Raw genomic sequence first — 20,640 nt, 5'->3', positions numbered from 1 at the left:
GGGATGATGCGTGGCGGCGGGACCATAAAAAAAACCCCGCCGAAGCGGGGTTCTTTGCTTCCGGAGGGTGCTTACGCGCCGACGATGTTAGAAGCTTGCTTGCCTTTCGGGCCTTGCGTGACTTCGAATTGGACTTTTTGACCTTCTTTGAGGGTCTTAAAACCGTTCATATTGATCGCGGAGAAGTGCGCGAACAAATCTTCGCCGCCGTCATCAGGGGTGATGAAGCCAAAACCTTTGGAATCATTGAACCACTTAACAGTACCTGTTGCCATAAAATAACCTTCGATTAAAAACAAATCACACGAGCCATAAAAGCAAGAAGCTTCTTGCCCCCTCCTCAGCCTGCTCACTTCTTATCAACAAGTACATAAGTACATGTCAATAACTGCATTGTTGGCGCAAGAATCTCGTAAGTCAAGCGGTTTTGAACACGCGTTGTAAAAAATGACATAGTGGCTGAAAATCAAGCTCTTGATTTTCGCAATGGAACCGCCATCTGCGCTGCAACTGGAAAACGCGTAAGATGGAAAGCAAATGGGATTACCTTGAGCGTTAGTTTCCGCACACACGAAGATCGAAAGCAATTTAGAATACCCCTATGGCAACCAAGCACGATACCGAACAGCTGCTGGAGCGGCAGACAGTCAAGCCACCTCCCTTGTATCAGGTGGCGTTGCTCAATGACGACTACACGCCGATGGAGTTCGTGGTCGCCATCATCCAGGAGTACTTCAACAAGGATCGCGAGACGGCGACGCAGATCATGCTTTCTGTACACCGCCATGGTAAAGGGGTGTGCGGCGTGTTTTCCAAAGATATAGCGTGTACCAAAGTGGAGTTTGTATTAACGCATGCGCGCAAGGCAGGTCATCCCCTGCAGTGCGTGATGGAGGAAGTATGATTGCGCAGGAACTGGAAGTATCTCTACACATGGCCTTTGTCGAAGCGCGGCAGGCTCGGCACGAGTTCATCACGGTCGAACACCTGCTGCTGGCGCTGCTCGACAACCCGTCGGCCGCTGAAGTCCTGCGTGCGTGCGCGGTCAATATCGAAGACCTGCGTAAGACCTTGACGAATTTCATCGGCGATAACACTCCGACCGTGCCGGGTACCGGCGAAGTCGACACCCAACCGACGCTGGGCTTCCAGCGCGTGATCCAGCGCGCGATCATGCACGTCCAGTCGGCGTCGAACGGCAAGAAGGAAGTCACCGGCGCGAATGTGCTCGTGGCGATCTTCGGCGAGAAGGACTCGCATGCCGTTTACTACCTGCACCAGCAGGGCGTGACCCGTCTCGACGTGGTCAATTTCATCTCGCACGGCGTGCGCAAGGACCAGCAGATCGACAGCCAGAAGGCGTCGGAAGGCGTGGAAGAAGCGCAGGTCGAAGGCCAGGCTAAGGAAAGCCCGCTGGATCAGTTCACCACGAACCTGAACAAGGCTGCCGCCGACGGCCGGATCGATCCGCTGATCGGGCGCGAAGAGGAAGTGGATCGCGTGATCCAGATCCTGTGCCGCCGCCGCAAGAACAACCCGCTGCTCGTGGGCGAGGCCGGCGTCGGCAAGACCGCGATCGCCGAAGGCCTGGCATGGCGCATCGTCCAGGAAGACGTGCCCGAGATCCTGCAGAATGCCGTCGTGTATTCGCTGGACATGGGCGCACTGCTGGCCGGCACCAAGTACCGCGGCGACTTCGAGCAGCGCCTGAAGGCGGTGTTGAAGCAGCTCAAGGACACGCCGAACGGCATCCTGTTCATCGACGAGATCCACACGATCATCGGCGCCGGTTCCGCATCGGGCGGCACGCTCGACGCATCGAACCTGCTCAAGCCGGCCCTCGCGAACGGCCAGCTGAAGTGCATCGGTGCGACCACGTTCACGGAATTCCGCGGCGTGTTCGAGAAGGATCATGCGCTGTCCCGCCGCTTCCAGAAAGTGGACGTGAACGAACCGTCGGTCGAGCAGACTGTGCAGATCCTGCGCGGCCTCAAGTCGCGCTTCGAAGAGCACCACGGCGTGAAGTATTCGGCGTCGGCGCTGTCGACCGCGGCCGAGCTCGCTGCTCGCTTCATCAATGACCGTCACCTGCCGGACAAGGCGATCGACGTGATCGACGAAGCGGGTGCGGCCCAGCGCGTGCTGCCGAAGTCGAAGCAGAAAAAGACCATCGGCAAGACCGAGATCGAGGACATCATCGCGAAGATCGCGCGGATTCCTCCGCAGACCGTCAACCAGGACGACCGCAGCAAGCTGCAGACCATCGACCGCGACCTGCGCAACGTCGTGTTCGGGCAAGACCCGGCCATCGAAGCGTTGTCGGCCGCGATCAAGATGGCCCGCGCCGGCCTCGGCAAGCAGGACAAGCCGATCGGTTCGTTCCTGTTCTCCGGTCCGACCGGCGTCGGCAAGACGGAAGTCGCGAAGCAGCTGGCGTTCATCCTCGGCATCGAGCTGGTGCGTTTCGACATGTCCGAGTACATGGAGCGCCACGCCGTGTCGCGCCTGATCGGTGCGCCGCCGGGCTACGTCGGCTTCGACCAGGGTGGCCTGCTGACCGAGGCCATCACCAAGAAGCCGCATGCGGTGCTGCTGCTGGACGAGATCGAGAAGGCCCATCCGGACATCTTCAACATCCTGCTGCAGGTGATGGACCATGGCACCTTGACCGACAACAACGGCCGCAAGGCGGACTTCCGCAACGTGATCATCATCATGACCACGAATGCAGGTGCGGAAAGCCTGACCAAGCGCTCGGTGGGCTTCGTGGATTCGAAGGCGCAGGGCGACGAGATGGCCGACATCAAGCGCATGTTCACGCCTGAGTTCCGCAACCGCCTGGATGCGATCATCAGCTTCCGCGCGCTGGACGAGGACATCATCCTGCGCGTCGTGGACAAGTTCCTGATGCAGCTGGAAGAGCAGTTGCACGAGAAGAAGGTGGAAGCCGTCTTCACCGAGAAACTGCGCAAGTTCCTCGCGAAGAAAGGTTTCGACCCGCTGATGGGTGCCCGTCCGATGTCGCGCCTGATCCAGGACATGATCCGCAAGGCGCTGGCCGACGAACTGCTGTTCGGCCGTCTCGTGAACGGTGGCCGTGTCACGGTCGACCTGAACGAGAAGGACGACGTGTTCCTCGAGTTCCCGGAAGGCGACGTCCCGCCGCCGCCGGAGCCCGTCGAGACCGTCGAGATCGAATAAGCGATTCCAGAATCGCTTCACGAAAGCCCGCCTTGTGCGGGCTTTTTATTTGGCCGGGCGCCGCTCGTCCGGCGTGCGCGCCGCTCGTCCAGTCGGCATTGCCCCACCAGCGGCCGCTGCCTAGCATGGGTGCATTTTCGTCCACCGGAGTCAACCATGCTGCGCACACTTCTCACTCTCGCCGCGACCACCGCCAGCCTGCTGCTGGCATCTCCCACCACGCAGGCGGCCGACGTCCACCCCGCGTTCCGCGTCGCCGTCAGCGGCAATCCGCAAGGCCGGCCCATCATCCTGATTCCCGGCGTGGCGTCGTCGGGCGAGGTCTGGAACGGCACCGTCGCCCATTATTGCGGGACCTCCCAGGCGCAATTCCAATGCCATGAGCTGACGTTGGCCGGATTCGCGGGCGTGCCGCCCATCGACGGCGCGCTGCTGCCTGCCGCCGAACAGCAGCTCGCCGACTACATCGCTGCGCATCGTCTCGCCCGCCCGGTCGTGATCGGCCACAGCCTGGGCGGCTTCCTGGCGCTGAAGCTGGCGGCCGATCATCCGGATGAGGTGGGCAAGCTGGTGATCGTCGATGCCGTGCCGTGCCTCGTCGCGGCCACGCAGGCGCCGGGCGTCACGGCCGAGCAGGTGAAGCAGGCGGGGGAGGGCATGCGCCGCATGATGCTGGCGCAGGATGCGGCCACGGCACGCGCCGCCACCGACATGTCGGTGCGCACGATGGTCTCCCGTCCCGAAGACGTCAAGCGCGTGCTGGCCTGGGGCGCCCAGTCCGACCGGACCACTGTGGTCAATACGATGGCCGACATGATGGGCGACGACATGCGCGAGCAGGTTGGCCGCATCCGTGCGCCCACGCTGGTGCTCGGCAGCTGGATCGCGTACAAGGCCTACGGCCCCATGGCCATGTTCGAGCAGAACTATCGGAACCAATACATGCGTCTGCCCGGCGTGCAGGTGGCGCTGGCCGAAACCGCCCGTCACTTCATCATGCTCGACGACCCGGCCTGGATGTATGATCGCATCGATCGCTTCCTGAACTGAACGCCCAACAAGAACATCTCTCGCGATGACAGCCTCGCCGATGCCCGCCCCCTCCCTGCTTGCGCGCCTGAGCTGGTACTGGATGTGCCAGTGCGCCGGCTGGGGCCTGGTGCTTGTGCTGCAGGTTCTCAACCGGCCGTCCGTGCCCGGCTATGCGGCGCCCGACGACGTCCGACGCTATGTGCTGGTGTGCTGCTGGGGCGCGGCCAGCGGCGTCCTGCTGTCCGATGCGTGGCGCCGCATCCTGAAGCGCCGGCAGGCCGCCGGGGCGCGCATGGGATGGGGCGCCGTGCTTGCCGGCGTGCTGGTGCTGGGCATCGTGAACACCATGACGCAACTGGCCGGCTACATCGTCATCCGGCCGTTCGGCCCCGTGCGAGGCGTGTCCTGGCTACCCGCCGCGCTGGCCTCGTGGTGGTGCCTGCACCTGATGTGGAACGTGTTCCACACCGCGGCCCTGTCCTTGCGCCGTGCGAACCGGCTGGAGGCGGAGACACTGCGACTGCAAGTCGGCGCCAAGGACGCCCAGTTGCGCGCGCTGCAGGCGCAGGTGAATCCCCACTTCTTCTTCAACAGCATGAACAGCGTGCGCGCCCTCGTCTACGAAGACCGGGACGCGGCCGCACGCATGATCGATGAGCTGACCAGCGTGATGCGCCACGCACTGCAGGCCGGCGCGCACGACACGGTGCCACTGGCGGACGAGATCGACGTGGTGCGCGCCTACCTCGCCATCGAACAGATCCGCTTCGAACAGCGCCTGCGCGCGTATATCGATGTCGGACCCGGACTCGATACGGTGCGCATCCCGCCGATGGCCTTGCAGACCCTCGTCGAAAACGCGGTCAAGCACGGCGTCGAAGCCCGGCCGGACGGCAGCGACATCCGGATCCATGCGCGCCGCCAGGACGATGGCGTGGCGGTCATCGAAGTCGCGAACGCAGGGACGATCCAGGCGCTGTCCGGCTCGACCCGCACAGGCCTGGTCAATGCACGGCAGCGACTCGCGCTGGCACTGGGGGCGGGCGCGAACCTCGACCTGTGCGAGCAGGACGGCTGGGTGCGCGCCACGGTGCGGCTGCCGGAGGCTACGTGACGGAGCGGCTGCGCGTGCTGCTGGTCGACGACGAGCGCCTGGCCAGGGCCGAGCTGCGGCGCCTGCTGCGGGCGCACCCGGACATCGACATCGTGGGCGAAGCGGTGGATGCGGCCGACGGCCTGCACCAGATCACGGTGCTCAAGCCCGACCTGGTATTCCTCGACGTGCAGATGCCTGGCGGGAGCGGCTTCGACCTGCTGGCGGCGCTGGATGCCGCGCCGGACGTGATCTTCACTACCGCCTACGACCGCTACGCGCTGCAGGCCTTCGAAGTGAACGCGCTCGACTACCTGCAAAAGCCTGTGCAGGCGGCGCGGCTGGCCTCGGCCCTGGACCGCCATGCGCAGCGCCGGGGGCGAGAGCCGGCACGTCAGTCGCAGATGGACCGGAAGCTGTTCCTCCGTGACGGCGAGCGGTGCTGGTTCGTGGCCCTGCGTGACGTGCGCTTCCTGAGCGCGGAAGGGAATTACACGCGTGTCCATGTCGGCGCACATCGGCCGCTGGTTCTGCGGTCCCTGAAGCAATTCGAAGAAGCGCTCGACCCGCAATGCTTTTTTCGCGCGAGCCGCAGCCACATCGTCAACCTGGAGCACGTGCAGCAGGTGACGCCGAACGAGGCGGGCGGCTTCGATCTCCTGCTGTCCGGCGGCGACACGGTTGACGTGGCACGCCGCCGCGCGGCCGGGTTCAGGCAGCTGGCCAGCCTGTAACACACGACGGCCGCCACGGGTATCGCCGTCATTTTGTTGTCATACAACATGTCTATGATGGGAGGTATTCCTCATTTCAGGCCCATCCCATGCGACTGCCGCAGCTCCAGACCGGCACCAAGATCATCGGCGCCTTTGCCGTGGTGTCCCTTGCCATCGTCATCATTTCCATCGTCGCGCTGTGGCGCATGCACGCCGCCGACGCCATCACGAACGACCTCGTCAACAATAAGCTGGCCCGCCAGCAGCTGACGGCCGAACTGCTGGGCGTCACGCGGCTGAACGGTGTGCGCGCCGTGGCCATCGCTCGCAGCGACAGCCTGGAGGCGGGCGACTACTTCCAGGCCATGCTCCAGCAGGGCGAAAAGAACGCGGCGGCGCTCGAGGCGAAGCTGGGCGCGCTGCCGGCCGTACCGGACGAGCGCGCCCTGATCGACGCCGTTGCACAGCGCAAGGCTGCCTACGTGAGCGTCCGCCAGCAGGTGTTCCAGGCGAAGGACTTCGGCAAGACGCAGGAGGTCGAGCAACTGGCGTCCGGCGAGCTGACCACGACCTTCGACGCTTACACGCAAGCCCTCGACGCGCTGCTCGCATGGCAGACCCGCGCAGCGCACGCGCTGGCGGCCACGTCCGCACAGGCATTCGCCCTCAGCCGCGTCCTGCTGCCCGCATTCGGCCTGGCCGCGCTGCTGGTCGGCTGCGCCGCCGGCTGGCTGCTCACGCGCAGCATCGTGACGCCGCTGCAGGATGCCGTCGTGCTGGCCGAGCGCGTCGCGACGGGCGACCTGTCGGCCACCATCGAGCATGCGCGCGGCGACGAGATCGGGCGCCTGTTCGATGCACTGAACCACATGACGAACGGCGTGTCGGCCACCGTCGTGAAAGTGCTGGACAGCGCCCGCATGATCGACGGCGCGTCGGCCGAGATCGCGGCCGGCAACAGCGACCTGTCGCACCGCACGGAAGCGCAGGCGCGCAGCCTGCATGCGACCGTGCAGGCGATGGCCGACCTGACCGAGGCCGTCGAACAGAACCACGTGAATGCCCACGATGCGAACGAGCTCGCACTGGCCGCGTCAGGCGTCGCGAAGGACGGTGCCGACGCGGTCGGGCAGATGGTCGAGCGCATGGAGACGATCCGCCAGTCGGCCGCCCGCATCGGCGATATCACGGCGATGATCGACGGGATTGCGTTCCAGACGAATATCCTCGCGCTGAACGCGGCCGTCGAAGCGGCGCGTGCGGGCGAGCAGGGCCGCGGTTTTGCGGTCGTCGCGGGCGAAGTCCGTAACCTGGCCCAGCATTCCGCGGCGGCGGCGAAAGAAATCAAGCACCTGATCGGCGAGTCGACGCTCGCCATCGCGTCCGGCGCCGGCATCGCCAGCGCGGCGGGCGACACGATGCGCGAGATCCTCGACCGCGTGCAGCAGGTGGCCGATCTGCTGCATGCGATCGACGGCGCCAGCTCCGAGCAGGCGGCTGGCATCGCGCGCGTGCGCGGCGTCATCGCCGAGATGGACGAGGCGACGCAGCAGAATGCGTCGATGGTCGAGCAGGCCGCGGCCGCGGCGGCCACGATGCGGGCGCAGGCGGAGGAGTTGACGGACGTGGTGTCGACGTTCCGGGTGCGTGGGGATGAGTGGGTGCGTCAGGTGCTCGTCGAGGAGAGCAAGGACGAGCGGGGTCTTGCGCTGCCAGTACCGGCGTACGCTTAAGTAACCCGCGACACGTATCGACGTCGTCCTTGCGAAGGCAGGGACCCAAGTCCTGCGTGCGCTGTCGAGTAGCGTGCAAATTGGGCCCCCGCCTGCGCGGGGGCGACGGTTTTTCAGATAGCGGCCAGCGCCCGCGCCAGATCAGCCCGCTGATCCTCCACGTGCTCGATGCCGACGGATAGCCGGATCAACCCGTCGCCGATCCCCAACCTGGCCCGCTGGTCCGCCGGAATGGTCGCATGCGTCATGATGGCCGGATGCTCGATCAGGCTCTCGACGCCGCCCAGGCTCTCGGCCAGCGTGAAGATCTCGCACTGCTCCAGGAAGCGGCGCGCGCCGGCGATGTCCGTGTCGAGGTCGATGGAGATGATGCCGCCGTAGCCGTGCATCTGGCGCCGCGCCAGTTCATGCTGCGGGTGCGACGTCAGGCCAGGGTAGTAGACGTGGCGCACCCTGGCCTGGCCCTGCAGCCACTGTGCCAGGTCGAGCGCGTTGCTGTTGCTGCGTTCCACGCGCAAGGCCAGCGTCTTGATGCCGCGAAGGACGAGAAAACTGTCGAACGGGCCCTGGATCGCACCGACGGCATTCTGGATGAAGCCGAGGCGCTCGCGCCATGCCTGCTGGTGCGCGTGGCCGCCGACGACGGCAATGCCGCCGATGACGTCCGAGTGGCCGTTCATGTACTTCGTCGTCGAGTGCACGACGATGTCGATGCCAAGTTCCAGCGGGCGCTGGTTGATGGGGCTCGCGAACGTGTTGTCGCACACCGTCATCACGCCGCGCTCGCGGCACAGCTGCGCGATCGCGTGCAGGTCGGCGAGCTTGAGCATCGGGTTCGTCGGCGTCTCGACCCACACCATCTTCGTTTCCGGGCGCAGCGCGTTCGCGAGCGCGAGCGGGTCCGTCAGGTCGACGTACGTGAACTCGTGGCCGGCGCTCGCGCGGCGCACGCGCTCGAACAGCCGGTAGGTGCCGCCATACATGTCGTCGCCGGCCACGATGTGCGAGCCGGCTGGCAGCAGTTCGAGCACGGCCGCGATGGCCGCGAGGCCGGACGCGAACGCGTAGGCGGCGCCGCCGCTTTCGATGTCGGCCACGCAGCGCTCCAGCGCCCAGCGCGTCGGGTTGTGCGAGCGGCCGTAGTCCAGGCCCTTGTGCACGCCCGGGCTTTCCTGGGCAAAGGTCGACGTCGCGTAAATGGGCGGCATCACGGCGCCCGTCGTGGGGTCGGGCGCCTGGCCGCCGTGGATGACGCGCGTGGCGATGTGGCGTTGATGGGTATCGTCTGAATGGCTCACGTGAGAGTCCTGCGCAGATGGTTGAGAAGGTCGAAGCGGGTGATGAGTCCGTAGAACCGGTCGCCGTCGACGATGACGGCCGTCAGGCCGCGGTCGAGGATGTCGCGCAGCTGTTGCATGCCGGCGCTTGGGGCCAGCGTTTGCAGGTCGGACGTCATCGTGCCGGAGACCGGCGCCTTGAAGTGTTCCCGGTCACCCGTCACGTGCAGCAGCAGGTCGGACTCGTCGATCAGGCCCACGAGCTTGCCCTTGTCGATGACGGGCATCTGCGCGAGGTCGGCGCTGCGCATGCGGTTGAAGGCGGTGAGCAGGGTGTCGGTCGGGGACACGGTGATGACTTCGCCGTCGTCGAAGCGGCGGCCGATCAGGTCGCGCAGGTCGCCCATGCGGGGGCGGTGCAGCAGGCCCTGGTCGACCATCCAGCCGTCGCTGTACACCTTGGTCAGATAGCGCGTGCCCGTGTCGCAGACGAAGGTCACGACGCGCTTGGGCGTCGTCTGCGCGCGGCAGTAACGCAGCGCGGCCGCGAGCAGGGTGCCCGTCGATGAACCGGCCAGGATGCCTTCCTGGCGCAGCAGTTCGCGCGCCGTGTTGAAGCTCTCCTCGTCGCTGATGGAGTAGGCCGTCTTCACGCGCGACATGTCGGCGATGGACGGGATGAAGTCTTCGCCGATGCCCTCGACGGCCCAGGAGCCGGAGACGTCGCTGACCTTGCCGGTCCTGATGTAGTCGGCCAGGATCGAGCCCTGCGGATCGGCCAGCACGAATTCCAGGTCCGGCTGCACGCGCGCGAAAAAGCGCGACAGGCCCGTCAACGTGCCGGACGAACCGACGCCCACGACGATCGCATCCAGCTCGTGGCGCATCTGGTCCCAGATCTCGGGCGCCGTGGTGGTTTCGTGCGCGGTCGGGTTGGCGGGATTGTTGAACTGGTCGGCGAACCAGGCGCCGGGGATCTCGCGCGCGAGCCGCGCCGCGTAATCCTGGTAGTACTCGGGGTGACCCTTGCCGACATCGGAGCGGGTCAGGTGGATCTCGGCGCCGAGGGCTTTCAGGTGCAGGATCTTTTCGGACGCCATCTTGTCGGGCACGACGAGCACGACGCGGTAGCCCTTGATCCGGGCGACAAGCGCGAGGCCGAGGCCCGTGTTGCCGGCCGTGGCCTCGACGACGGTGCCGCCGGGCTGCAGGCGGCCGTCGCGTTCCGCCGCCTCGATCATGGCGCGGCCGACGCGGTCCTTGATGGAGCCGCCGGGGTTCTGGGATTCGAGCTTGAGGAACAGGCGGCAGGGGCCCGTGTCCATGCGGGTGACTTCCACCATGGGGGTGTTGCCGATCAGCGAAAACAGTGCAGCTTGCGACAAGTCTTGCATATTGCCTCCGTGCGGACGGGCGGTGCGCCGCTTCATGGGCGGCGCGTGCAAAAGCTGGCACCGATCGGGCGCCAGGCCGTATTAAAAAAATAATACTACGGCTTTTGATTGGCGTGTGCGTTGGGGCGCATTAAGGCGGCCCCAGGCTGATTAGCTGCCGGCTTTTAACCTGCGCCACAAGGTGGTCCGGCTGATGCCCAGGTGGCGCGCGGCCGCGTCGCGCTGGCCGTTGAAGCGCGCCAGGACGTCGGCCACGGTTTCCTGCGCCGGGGCTGCGGACGCCGGCGCGGCGATGGCCGACAGGCCAGGGCCGGCGCCCAGCTCGGGCGCCACCGACAATAAAAATGCGGGCGTCAGCGCCTGCAGCGGCTCGGCGGCGAGGAACAGCGCCAGGCGTTCCATCAGGTTGCGCAGTTCGCGCACGTTGCCCGGCCAGGCGTACGCCTGCAACACCGGTGCGCACGCCGCGATCTCGGCCGCCAGGTTCGGATGCGGCCGGGCGCTCAGCGCGGCGAGGGCGTTCTTCAGTGCCCACTCGGCCAGTTGCGCGACGTCCTCGGGGCGGGCGCGTAGCGGGGGCAGGGCAAGGCGCAGCACGGCCAGCCGATAGAACAGGTCGGCGCGGAAGCGCCCCTCGCGGACTCTCGCTTCCAGGTCGCAATGGGTCGCACTGATCACGCGCACGTCGATGGGCACGGGCCGCGTGCCGCCCACGCGCATCACTTCGCGCTCCTCGAGCACGCGCAGCAATCGGGTCTGCAGCGCGAGCGGCATTTCGCCGATCTCGTCGAGGAACAGGGTGCCGCCGTCCGCCGCCTCGAACAGGCCCGCGTGGCCGCCGCGGCGGGCGCCCGTGAACGCGCCTTCCTCGTGGCCGAACAGTTCCGATTCCAGCAGCGACTCGGCGATCGCGCCGCAGTTGACGGCGATGAACGGCCGGTTCGCGCCGCGCCGCGGACTTTCGCGGTGGATGGCCTGGGCGACGAGTTCCTTGCCGCTGCCCGTCTCGCCCTGGATCAGCACCGTCGCCGGCGAGCGCGCGTACAGCACGACGGTCTGGCGCAGCCGTTCCATCGCGGGGGAGTCGCCGCGCAGGTCGGCCAGGCCGCGGCGCGCGCGCCGGCTGTCGGTGGCGGCCACGCGCCGTCCGCGTCCGCTTTCGAGACGGGTCAGGCGCGCCATCTCGAGGGCGTCGTCGAACGCGCGCCGGATCGATTCCAGCGAGTACACGAACACCGTCTTGAGGCCCGCTTCCTCGGCCAGGTCGGTGATCAGGCCGGCGCCCACGATCACCTCGACCCCGGCCGACTTCAGCTCGGCGATGCTGGCGCGCGCGTCGTCCTCCGTGACGTACGTGCGCTGTTCGACGGCGAGGCCGAACGTGGCCGCGAACTCGGCCAGCTCCGCCACGGGACGCTGGTAGTGGACGAGGCCGATGCGCGCCGACATGCGCCGCGCGCGCGCGAGGGCCTGCATGACGTCGAAGCCGCTCGCCGTCGCGACGACGACCGGCACCGACACGCGTCCTTTCAGGTAGGCGGCATTGGAGCCGGCCGCGATGACGACGTCGCAGTGTTCCGTCGCCATGCGTTCGCGGATGTGGCGCGCGGCCTCGTCGAAGCCCAGGTGCAGCGGTTCGATCTGGGCCAGGTGGTCATATTCGGGCGTGATGTGGCGGAACAGGTCGGACAGGCGCGACACGGAGACCGTCCAGATGACGGGCTTGCCGGGCCCCTGGTCCGGCGCGGGCGCGGGATGGGTCGGGTAACTCATGTTGCAAGTGTACATGAATGTGCAACGCATGTTTCAATGCGGTTTCATGTTGAAACAGTTGGGCGCAAACATTTCGGCGAGCCGTAAGAATCGGGTAAGGCGGCCCACTTAGGATCGATACCAGCCCGTCAACCTGAGCGGCGCATTACTAGAAGATTGGAGACAAAAGTGGAAGATGACATCGTCCAGCGGGTCAAAGCAGACCCGAATTACCAAAAGCTCGTCAAATCGCGCTCCAGCTACGGCTGGTTGCTGACCTGGGCCGTGATGATCGTGTATTACGGCTTCACGCTGCTGAACGCGTTCGACAAGGAGTTCATGGCCTCGAAGATCGGCGCCGGCGTCATGTCCTGGGGCGTGCCGCTGGGTCTGTTCGTGATCCTGTTCACCGTCGCGGTCACCGGCATCTACGTGCGCCGCGCCAACAGCGAATTCGACGCGCTGACCGACGCCATCCAGCGTAACGCCGCTTCGGGCAAGGAAAAGGTGCGCGCATGAAGAACACGACCCTCATGAAGAGCGCCGCCGCCGCGGCGCTGCTGGCCGCCACCGGCGCCGTCATCGCCGCGCCCGACCTGGGCCAGGCACAGAAACAGCCCACCAACTGGACCGCGATCATCATGTTCGTCGGGTTCGTGATCTTCACCCTGTTCATCACGAAGTGGGCCGCCAAGCGCACCCGTTCCGCATCCGACTTCTACACGGCCGGCGGCGGCATCACCGGCTTCCAGAACGGCCTGGCGATCGCCGGCGACTACATGTCGGCCGCATCGTTCCTCGGCATTTCCGCCGCCGTGTTCGCGAACGGCTTCGACGGCCTGATCTATGCGATCGGCTTCCTCGTCGGCTGGCCCGTCATCACGTTCCTGATGGCCGAGCGCCTGCGCAACCTGGGCCGCTTCACGTTCGCCGACGTGGCCGCCTACCGCTTCGCGCAGAAGCCGGTCCGCATGTTCGCGGCCTCGGGCACGCTCGTCACCGTGCTGTTCTACCTGATCGCGCAGATGGTCGGTGCCGGCCAGCTGATCAAGCTGCTGTTCGGCCTGGATTACTGGATCGCCGTCGTGATCGTGGGCGCGCTGATGATGGTTTACGTGCTGTTCGGCGGCATGACCGCGACGACCTGGGTGCAGATCATCAAGGCCGTGATGCTGCTGGGCGGCGCCACGTTCATGGCGTTCTCCGTGCTGGCCCTGTACAACTTCAGCCCGGAAGCGCTGTTCGCCAAGGCCGTCGAAGTGCACAGCAAGAAGGATGCGATCATGGGCCCGGGCGGCTTCATCAAGGATCCGATCTCCGGCATCTCGTTCGGCATGGCGCTGATGTTCGGTACGGCCGGCCTGCCGCACATCCTGATGCGTTTCTTCACCGTTCCGAGCGCCAAGGAGGCACGTAAATCGGTGCTGTGGGCAACCACCTGGATCGGCTACTTCTACATCCTGACCTTCATCATCGGCTTCGGCGCGATCGTGCTGGTCGGTACGAACCCGGCGTTCAAGGACGCTGCCGGCAAGCTGCTGGGCGGTAACAACATGGCGGCCGTGCACCTTGCCAACGCCGTTGGCGGCGACGTGTTCCTCGGCTTCATCTCGGCCGTCGCGTTCGCAACGATCCTGGCCGTCGTGGCCGGCCTGACGCTGTCCGGCGCCTCGGCCGTGTCGCACGACCTGTACGCCACCGTGGTCAAGAAGGGCCAGCCGGCCCCGGGCAGCGAACTGCGCGTGTCGCGGATCACGACGGTCTTCCTGGGCATTGCCGCCGTGCTGCTGGGTATCGTGTTCGAGAAGATCAACGTGGCCTTCATGGTCTCGCTGGCCTTCGCGATCGCGGCCTCGGCCAACTTCCCGGTGCTGTTCATGTCCGTCCTGTGGAGCAAGTGCACCACCCGCGGCGCGACCGTGGGCGGCTTCCTGGGCCTGGCAACCGCCGTCATCCTGACGCTGCTGTCGAAGTCCGTGTGGGTCGACGTCTTCCACAATACGCACGAGATCTTCCCGTACACGTCGCCGGCGCTGTTCTCGATGACCGTCGGCTTCGTCGGCGTGTGGCTGTTCTCGGTCACCGACAAGAGCCAGCGTGCCGCCATCGACAAAGCTGGTTTCGAAGCGCAGGAAGTGCGTTCGGAAACCGGTATCGGCGCCTCCACCGCATCGGCACACTGATCGAAACCGGATCCATGCAACCCGCACGCGCCCGCGTGCGGGTTGTTGCGTTTACGGCGCCACGTCGCCGGCCTTCTCTGCGAACGGCCGCGCATACTTCACGAGCGAGACCAGCGTCTTGCCCGGCTCCTCGTTGAAGATCTCGTGCGCCGAGTCCTCGAACCACACGAGCTGCTTGGCCGGCGCCTTCACCTTGTCGAACCATTCCGCCGTGGCCGATGCCGATACGTTGTAGTCGTGCCGGCCGTTGAAGATGACGATGGGGCAGTCGAACTTCGTGTAGACGCTGAAGTCCTGCGTGAGCACGTCCGTCAGCATGCGGCTCGACGAGAATTCCGTGCCGTCCCACATGGTCTTCAGGTCCGCATCCGTGTATTCCGGCGCCAGCTTCGCGGCTGCGGATTCGGCGTCGGACCCGGTCCGGCCGTACACGGCACCGCCGTAGCGGGCGAGCCATTTGCGCTGCAGGTACAGATCCTTCAGCACGAGCGGCTTGCCTGGCGCGGCGTACGGCGCGATCGATGCCAGTTCGCGGATCGCCTGCCGGTTGCCCTCGCGCTTCGCCGCATCCATCGTGTACTGCCAGCCGCGGCGTTCGCTCTCCATGCCGTCCGTGATCTGGCCGATGCCGACGTACGCGTGCAGCCAGTCGGGATGGCGCTGCGCCAGCTGGATGCCCAGCGACGAGCCCCACGAATGGCCCAGCACGAAGATGCGGTCCTTGCCGAATTCCTTGCGCAGGAACGCCACCATCTCCTCGGCGTCCGCCAGCATTTGCGCGCGCGTCATCGTGGGCGCGACCTTCGCCGGATCGTTGGCGGCATACGTCTTGCCGGCGCCGCGCTGGTCCCATTGCACGACCGTGAAATACTCTTCCCAGCCGCGCTGGAAATACCAGCTCGTCGGCATCGCGACATAGCCCGGGCCGCCGTGCAGGAACAGCAGCACCGGATTGCGCCGGTCCGTGCCGCGCACGCTGATCCACTGGTCGATCCCGCCGATGCGTACGGCCCGCGTCTGTTCGATGCCTTGCGGCGTGACGATGCGGCGCATGTCGGCGATGATCTTCACGGCGGCGGCGCGGCTGTCCGGGCCGGCGCCATGGGCGAGCGTGGTGATGGACAGGCCGGCCAGCAGTGCGGCGCACAGCCTGGATGAGCGTTCGAACATGGTTGTCCTTGTCGTTGTGGATAGGGTCGCGCGCAGTCTGTTCAATTTTCTCCAGCGTGTCAACGATGTTTCATTCTGAAACGCCGTGAAACATGAACTGGCGGGACGGCGTGCCCAAGTCCTTGAATATCCTGGAAATCTCCGTTGGCACGGTCCTTGCAAACCCATGGGCCACCATCACAGATCGCATCATGAAAGGGTAGACATGAGCCAACAATCCGCCGGCGCCAAATTCCGCCAGGCCGTCCAGGAAGAACATCCGCTGCAGGTCATCGGCGCCATCAACGCCAACCACGCGCTGCTGGCCAGGCGGGCCGGCTACCGCGCGATCTACCTGTCGGGCGGCGGTGTCGCGGCCGGATCGCTGGGCCTGCCGGACCTCGGCATCTCCGGTCTCGAAGACGTGCTGATCGACGTGCGCCGCATCACCGACGTGTGCGACCTGCCGCTGCTCGTCGACATCGACACGGGCTTCGGCGCGTCCGCCTTCAACGTCGCCAGGAGTGTACGCTCGCTGATCAAGGCCGGCGCGGGCGCCTGCCACATCGAGGACCAGGTCGGCGCCAAGCGCTGCGGCCACCGTCCGGGCAAGGAGATCGTCAGCCAGGGCGAGATGGTCGACCGCGTGAAGGCCGCCGTCGACGCGCGCACGGACGACAACTTCGTCATCATGGCGCGCACGGACGCGCTGGCCGTCGAGGGCCTGGATAAAGCCGTCGAGCGCGCGGTCGCGTGCGTGGAGGCCGGCGCCGACATGATCTTCCCGGAAGCCATCACGAGCCTGGAGATGTACGCGCAATTCAAGAAGGCGGTCAAGGTGCCGATCCTCGCGAACATCACGGAATTCGGTTCGACGCCGCTGTTCAGCGTGGACGAGCTGCGCGGCGCCGACGTCGACATCGTGCTGTACCCGCTGTCCGCGTTCCGCGCGATGAACAAGGCCGCGGAAAACGTCTACGAAGCCATCCGCCGCGACGGCACGCAGAAGAACGTCGTCGACACCATGCAGACCCGCGCCGAACTGTACGAGCGCATCGATTACCACAGCTACGAACAGAAGCTCGACGCGCTGTTCGCACAAAATAAAACGACACAGGAGACGAAGAAATGACTGACGTGAAGACCGATACGCCCACCTTCAAACCGAAGAAATCCGTCGCGCTGTCCGGCGTCGCTGCCGGCAATACCGCGCTGTGCTCCGTGGGCCGCTCCGGCAACGACCTGCACTACCGCGGCTACGACATCCTGGACGTGGCGGGCAACAGCGAATTCGAGGAAATCGCCTACCTGCTCGTGCACGGCAAGCTGCCGAACGAGGCCGAACTGCGCGGCTACAAGGCCAAACTGAAATCGCTGCGCGGCCTGCCGCATGCCGTGAAGGCCGCGCTGGAAGCGCTGCCGGCGGGCGCGCATCCGATGGACGTGATGCGCACGGGCGCGTCGGTGCTGGGCTGCGTGCTGCCGGAAAAGGACGACCACAACAGCGCCGGCGCGCGCGACATCGCCGACCGCCTGATGGCGTCGTTCGGCTCGATGCTGCTGTACTGGTACCACTACAGCCATAACGGCAAGCGCATCGACGTGGAGACCGATGACGATTCGATCGGCGGCCACTTCCTGCACCTGCTGCACGGCTTCAAGCCGTCCGACGAGTGGGTCAAGGCGATGCACACTTCCTTGATCCTGTATGCGGAACACGAGTTCAACGCGTCGACGTTCACCGGCCGCGTCATCGCCGGCACCGGTTCCGACATCTATTCCGCGATCACGGGCGCGATCGGCGCGCTGCGCGGTCCGAAGCACGGCGGCGCCAACGAAGTCGCGCTCGACATCCAGAAGCGCTACGAGAACGCGGACGAGGCGGAAGCGGACATCCGCAACCGCGTGGCGAACAAGGAAGTCGTCATCGGCTTCGGCCACCCGGTCTATACGATCTCCGACCCGCGCAACAAGGTGATCAAGGAAGTGGCGCGCACGCTGTCGCAAAGCGCCGGCTCGATGAAGATGTTCGACATCGCCGAGCGCCTCGAAACCGTGATGTGGGAAGTGAAAAAGATGTTCCCGAACCTCGACTGGTTCTCGGCCGTCTCGTACCACATGATGGGCGTGCCGACCGCGATGTTCACGCCGCTGTTCGTCATCTCGCGCACGTCCGGCTGGTCCGCGCACATCATCGAGCAGCGCATCGACAACAAGATCATCCGCCCGAGCGCGAACTATGTCGGTCCGGAAGACCTGACTTTCGTGCCGCTGGCGGAGCGCAAGTAAACATACATGCGGCCCCAAAACCGTCGTTCCCGCGCAGGCGGGAACCCAATTACGTCGCGTACCGGCGGACTGAAATTGGATCCCCGCCTTCGCGGGGAAGACAATGCAAGGGCCCCGGACTACGGAGTCGCAAAATGAACAGCCAATATCGCAAGCCCCTGCACGGCACCAATCTCCATTACTTCGATGCGCGCGCCGCCGTCGAGGAGATCCAGCCCGGCGCCTGGGACACCCTGCCGTACACCTCGCGCGTGCTGGCCGAAAACCTCGTGCGCCGCTGCGAACCGATGGCGCTGGTGCCGTCGCTGAAGCAGATCATCGAGCGCAAGCGCGATCTCGATTTCCCGTGGTTCCCCGCGCGCGTCGTGTGCCACGACATCCTCGGCCAGACGGCGCTCGTCGACCTGGCCGGCCTGCGCGACGCCATCGCGCAGGAGGGCGGCAATCCGGCCCTCGTGAATCCGGTCGTGCCGACGCAGCTCGTCGTCGACCACTCGCTCGCCGTCGAATGCGGCGGCTTCGATCCGGACGCGTTCGCGAAGAACCGCGCGATCGAGGACCGCCGCAACGAAGACCGCTTCGACTTCATCGAATGGACCCGCAAGGCGTTCGAGAACGTCGACGTGATCCCGCCGGGGAACGGCATCCTCCACCAGATCAACCTGGAGCGCATGAGCCCCGTCGTGCAGGTGAAGGATGGCGTGGCATTCCCCGACACCCTCGTCGGCACGGACTCGCACACGCCGATGGTCGATGCGCTGGGCGTCATCGCGATCGGCGTCGGCGGCCTGGAAGCGGAGAGCGTCATGCTGGGCCGCGCGTCGTACATGCGCCTGCCGGATATCGTCGGCGTCGAGCTGACCGGCAAGCCGCAACCGGGAATCACCGCGACCGACATCGTGCTGGCGCTGACGGAATTCCTGCGCAAGTCGAAGGTCGTCTCGGCCTACCTCGAGTTCCATGGCGAGGGCGCCGCGAATCTCACCCTGGGCGACCGTGCGACGATCTCCAACATGGCCCCGGAATACGGCGCGACGGCGGCGATGTTCGCCATCGACGAGCAGACCATCAAGTACCTCAAGCTGACCGGCCGCGACGACGACCTCGTGAAACTGGTCGAGCTGTATGCGAAGGAAACGGGCCTGTGGGCGGACACGCTTGCGAATGCGCAGTACGAGCGGACACTCCATTTCGATTTGTCGACGGTCGTGCGCAACATCGCCGGTCCGTCGAACCCGCACAAGCGCGTGGCGACGTCGGAGCTGGCGCAGCACGGCATCACGGGCACGGTCGAGAACGAGCCGGGCAAGATGCCGGACGGCGCCGTCATCATCGCCGCCATCACGAGCTGCACGAACACGAACAACCCGCGCAACATGGTGGCCGCGGGTCTCATCGCGCGCAACGCGAACGCGCGCGGGCTCGCGCGCAAGCCGTGGGTGAAGACGTCGCTGGCGCCGGGTTCCAAGGCCGTGCCGCTGTACCTGGAAGAGGCGGGCCTGCTGCCGGAGCTGGAGAAACTGGGCTTCGGCGTGGTCGCCTTCGCGTGCACCACCTGCAACGGCATGTCCGGTGCGCTGGACCCGGCGATCCAGCGGGAGATCGTCGAGCGCGACCTGTACACGACCGCGGTCCTGTCGGGCAACCGCAATTTCGACGGCCGCATCCACCCGTATGCGAAGCAGGCGTTCCTCGCGTCGCCGGCGCTCGTCGTCGCGTACGCCATCGCGGGCACGATCCGCTTCGACATCGAGAAGGACGTGCTGGGTGTCGATGCCGACGGCAATCCGGTGCGCCTCGCGGACATCTGGCCGAGCGATGCGGAGATCGACGCCGTCGTCGAGCAATCGGTGAAGCCGCAGCAGTTCCGCAAGGTCTACGACATCATGTTCGCGCGCCGCGAAGGCGGCGACGATGCCGTGGCGCCGCTGTACGACTGGCGCCCGATGAGCACCTACATCCGCCGTCCGCCGTACTGGGAAGGCGCGCTCGCCGGCGCGCGTACCTTGTCCGGCATGCGTCCGCTGGCGGTCCTGGGCGACAACATCACGACGGACCATTTGTCGCCGTCGAACGCGATCATGCCGGACAGCGCCGCGGGCGAATACCTCGCGAAGATGGGCCTGCCGGAAGAAGACTTCAATTCGTACGCGACGCACCGCGGCGACCACCTGACGGCGCAGCGCGCCACGTTCGCGAACCCGACGCTGAAGAACGAGATGGTGCGCAACCCGGACGGCAGCGCGCGTGCCGGGTCGCTCGCGCGCATCGAGCCGGAAGGTACCGTAACCCGCATGTGGGAAGCGATCGAGACGTACATGGAGCGCAAGCAGCCGCTGATCGTGATCGCGGGTGCCGACTATGGCCAGGGCTCGTCGCGCGACTGGGCCGCCAAGGGCGTGCGGCTGGCGGGTGTGGAAGCCATCGTGGCCGAAGGCTTCGAACGCATCCACCGCACGAACCTCGTCGGCATGGGCGTGCTGCCGCTGGAATTCCAGCCGGGCACCACGCGCCTCACCCTCGGGATCGACGGTACGGAGACGTTCGACGTCGTGGGCGAGCGCACGCCGCGCGCGACCCTCACGCTGGTCATCCATCGCCGCAGCGGCGAAGCGGTCGAGGTGCCGGTGATCTGCCGTCTCGATACGGCCGAGGAAGTGTCGATCTACGAGGCGGGTGGGGTGCTGCAGCGGTTTGCGCAGGACTTCCTCGCGTCTTCCAAAGTGGCAGCATAAAACCGTCGCCCCTGCGAAGGCAGGGGCCCAATTTGCAGGCGTCTCGACGGCGCATGCAGAACTTGGGTCCCCGCCTGCGCGGGGAC

Annotated in this window: 16 protein-coding genes; 11 read left to right on the top strand and 5 right to left on the bottom strand. The window is 65.9% G+C overall.

The features are described 5' to 3' along the window. Positions 1-71: 71 nt before the first annotated feature. Positions 72-275 carry a transcription antiterminator/RNA stability regulator CspE gene (gene cspE / locus ACEN9G_RS03960; RefSeq protein ID WP_036165387.1) on the bottom strand — a complete coding sequence of 68 codons (204 nt, stop codon included), beginning with the start codon at positions 273-275 and terminating at the stop codon, positions 72-74. 326 nt (positions 276-601) lie between these two features. Between cspE and clpS the strand changes: the two genes are divergently transcribed. From clpS to ACEN9G_RS03930, 6 genes are all read left to right on the top strand, one after another. Further along, the gene (clpS, locus tag ACEN9G_RS03955) at positions 602-904 is read left to right on the top strand and encodes an ATP-dependent Clp protease adapter ClpS (RefSeq protein ID WP_027864722.1); all 303 of its coding nucleotides are present in this window, start codon (positions 602-604) and stop codon (positions 902-904) included. After that, on the top strand, positions 901-3,201 hold the full coding sequence (gene clpA / locus ACEN9G_RS03950) for an ATP-dependent Clp protease ATP-binding subunit ClpA (protein ID WP_056127106.1): 2,301 nt from the start codon (positions 901-903) through the stop codon (positions 3,199-3,201). The genes clpS and clpA overlap by 4 nt, the downstream gene beginning before the upstream one ends. Before the next feature lie 156 nt (positions 3,202-3,357). Then, a complete protein-coding gene (locus ACEN9G_RS03945; protein WP_413340297.1) occupies positions 3,358-4,251 on the top strand; it encodes an alpha/beta fold hydrolase in 894 nt (297 codons plus the stop codon). Between the two features lie 40 nt (positions 4,252-4,291). Beyond that, positions 4,292-5,347 (top strand): sensor histidine kinase, encoded by a 1,056-nt coding sequence (locus tag ACEN9G_RS03940; protein WP_413340298.1) that lies wholly within the window; start codon positions 4,292-4,294, stop codon positions 5,345-5,347. Between the two features lie 8 nt (positions 5,348-5,355). Continuing rightward, positions 5,356-6,060, top strand: coding sequence for a LytR/AlgR family response regulator transcription factor (locus ACEN9G_RS03935; protein WP_413340304.1), 705 nt, complete (start codon positions 5,356-5,358; stop codon positions 6,058-6,060). 89 nt (positions 6,061-6,149) lie between these two features. Continuing rightward, positions 6,150-7,775 carry a methyl-accepting chemotaxis protein gene (locus tag ACEN9G_RS03930; RefSeq protein ID WP_413340300.1) on the top strand — a complete coding sequence of 542 codons (1,626 nt, stop codon included), beginning with the start codon at positions 6,150-6,152 and terminating at the stop codon, positions 7,773-7,775. 113 nt (positions 7,776-7,888) lie between these two features. On the opposite strand, the gene ACEN9G_RS03925 is transcribed toward ACEN9G_RS03930, so the two are convergent. The 3 genes from ACEN9G_RS03925 to prpR all read right to left on the bottom strand — a co-directional run bounded on the left by ACEN9G_RS03925 (position 7,889) and on the right by prpR (position 12,219). Further along, the gene (locus ACEN9G_RS03925; protein ID WP_413340301.1) at positions 7,889-9,073 is read right to left on the bottom strand and encodes a trans-sulfuration enzyme family protein; all 1,185 of its coding nucleotides are present in this window, start codon (positions 9,071-9,073) and stop codon (positions 7,889-7,891) included. Beyond that, positions 9,070-10,446, bottom strand: a complete 1,377-nt coding sequence (locus ACEN9G_RS03920; protein WP_483127711.1) for a pyridoxal-phosphate dependent enzyme — start codon at positions 10,444-10,446, stop codon at positions 9,070-9,072. Before ACEN9G_RS03920 ends, ACEN9G_RS03925 begins: the two co-directional genes overlap by 4 nt. A 150-nt stretch (positions 10,447-10,596) precedes the next feature. Next, positions 10,597-12,219: a propionate catabolism operon regulatory protein PrpR gene (gene prpR / locus ACEN9G_RS03915; RefSeq protein WP_483127710.1), complete on the bottom strand. Its 1,623-nt coding sequence runs from the start codon at positions 12,217-12,219 to the stop codon at positions 10,597-10,599. A 168-nt stretch (positions 12,220-12,387) separates the two neighbouring features. On the opposite strand from prpR, the gene ACEN9G_RS03910 reads away from it, so the two are divergent. Next, positions 12,388-12,717: a DUF485 domain-containing protein gene (locus tag ACEN9G_RS03910; RefSeq protein WP_413340671.1), complete on the top strand. Its 330-nt coding sequence runs from the start codon at positions 12,388-12,390 to the stop codon at positions 12,715-12,717. Next, a complete protein-coding gene (locus ACEN9G_RS03905) occupies positions 12,714-14,381 on the top strand; it encodes a cation acetate symporter (protein ID WP_413340669.1) in 1,668 nt (555 codons plus the stop codon). The genes ACEN9G_RS03910 and ACEN9G_RS03905 overlap by 4 nt, the downstream gene beginning before the upstream one ends. A gap of 51 nt (positions 14,382-14,432) precedes the next feature. On the opposite strand, the gene ACEN9G_RS03900 is transcribed toward ACEN9G_RS03905, so the two are convergent. Then, positions 14,433-15,551 carry an alpha/beta fold hydrolase gene (locus ACEN9G_RS03900; protein WP_413340667.1) on the bottom strand — a complete coding sequence of 373 codons (1,119 nt, stop codon included), beginning with the start codon at positions 15,549-15,551 and terminating at the stop codon, positions 14,433-14,435. Positions 15,552-15,756: 205 nt separating this feature from the next. On the opposite strand from ACEN9G_RS03900, the gene prpB reads away from it, so the two are divergent. From prpB to acnD, 3 genes are all read left to right on the top strand, one after another. Continuing rightward, complete coding sequence (prpB, locus tag ACEN9G_RS03895) at positions 15,757-16,662, top strand: methylisocitrate lyase (RefSeq protein ID WP_413340666.1); 906 nt, start codon at positions 15,757-15,759, stop codon at positions 16,660-16,662. Continuing rightward, on the top strand, positions 16,659-17,819 hold the full coding sequence (prpC, locus tag ACEN9G_RS03890; RefSeq protein WP_413340664.1) for a bifunctional 2-methylcitrate synthase/citrate synthase: 1,161 nt from the start codon (positions 16,659-16,661) through the stop codon (positions 17,817-17,819). Before prpB ends, prpC begins: the two co-directional genes overlap by 4 nt. Before the next feature lie 134 nt (positions 17,820-17,953). Next, positions 17,954-20,554 (top strand): Fe/S-dependent 2-methylisocitrate dehydratase AcnD, encoded by a 2,601-nt coding sequence (gene acnD, locus ACEN9G_RS03885; RefSeq protein WP_413340662.1) that lies wholly within the window; start codon positions 17,954-17,956, stop codon positions 20,552-20,554. Positions 20,555-20,640: the final 86 nt, after the last annotated feature.

Source organism: Massilia sp. Masssp94 (assembly GCF_059491305.1).
This window is presented reverse-complemented; position numbering and strand designations above follow the sequence as displayed.

Excerpts from the sequence above, each read along its gene's own strand:
- prpB (WP_413340666.1), top strand. The coding sequence starts at position 15,757 with ATGAGCCAACAATCCGCCGGCGCCAAATTCCGCCAGGCCGTCCAGGAA.
- cspE (WP_036165387.1), bottom strand. The coding sequence starts at position 275 with ATGGCAACAGGTACTGTTAAGTGGTTCAATGATTCCAAAGGTTTTGGC.
- ACEN9G_RS03930 (WP_413340300.1), top strand. The coding sequence starts at position 6,150 with ATGCGACTGCCGCAGCTCCAGACCGGCACCAAGATCATCGGCGCCTTT.
- ACEN9G_RS03940 (WP_413340298.1), top strand. The coding sequence starts at position 4,292 with ATGCCCGCCCCCTCCCTGCTTGCGCGCCTGAGCTGGTACTGGATGTGC.
- ACEN9G_RS03945 (WP_413340297.1), top strand. The coding sequence starts at position 3,358 with ATGCTGCGCACACTTCTCACTCTCGCCGCGACCACCGCCAGCCTGCTG.
- clpA (WP_056127106.1), top strand. The coding sequence starts at position 901 with ATGATTGCGCAGGAACTGGAAGTATCTCTACACATGGCCTTTGTCGAA.
- ACEN9G_RS03905 (WP_413340669.1), top strand. The coding sequence starts at position 12,714 with ATGAAGAACACGACCCTCATGAAGAGCGCCGCCGCCGCGGCGCTGCTG.
- ACEN9G_RS03920 (WP_483127711.1), bottom strand. The coding sequence starts at position 10,446 with ATGCAAGACTTGTCGCAAGCTGCACTGTTTTCGCTGATCGGCAACACC.
- clpS (WP_027864722.1), top strand. The coding sequence starts at position 602 with ATGGCAACCAAGCACGATACCGAACAGCTGCTGGAGCGGCAGACAGTC.
- ACEN9G_RS03900 (WP_413340667.1), bottom strand. The coding sequence starts at position 15,551 with ATGTTCGAACGCTCATCCAGGCTGTGCGCCGCACTGCTGGCCGGCCTG.
- acnD (WP_413340662.1), top strand. The coding sequence starts at position 17,954 with ATGAACAGCCAATATCGCAAGCCCCTGCACGGCACCAATCTCCATTAC.
- prpR (WP_483127710.1), bottom strand. The coding sequence starts at position 12,219 with ATGAGTTACCCGACCCATCCCGCGCCCGCGCCGGACCAGGGGCCCGGC.
- prpC (WP_413340664.1), top strand. The coding sequence starts at position 16,659 with ATGACTGACGTGAAGACCGATACGCCCACCTTCAAACCGAAGAAATCC.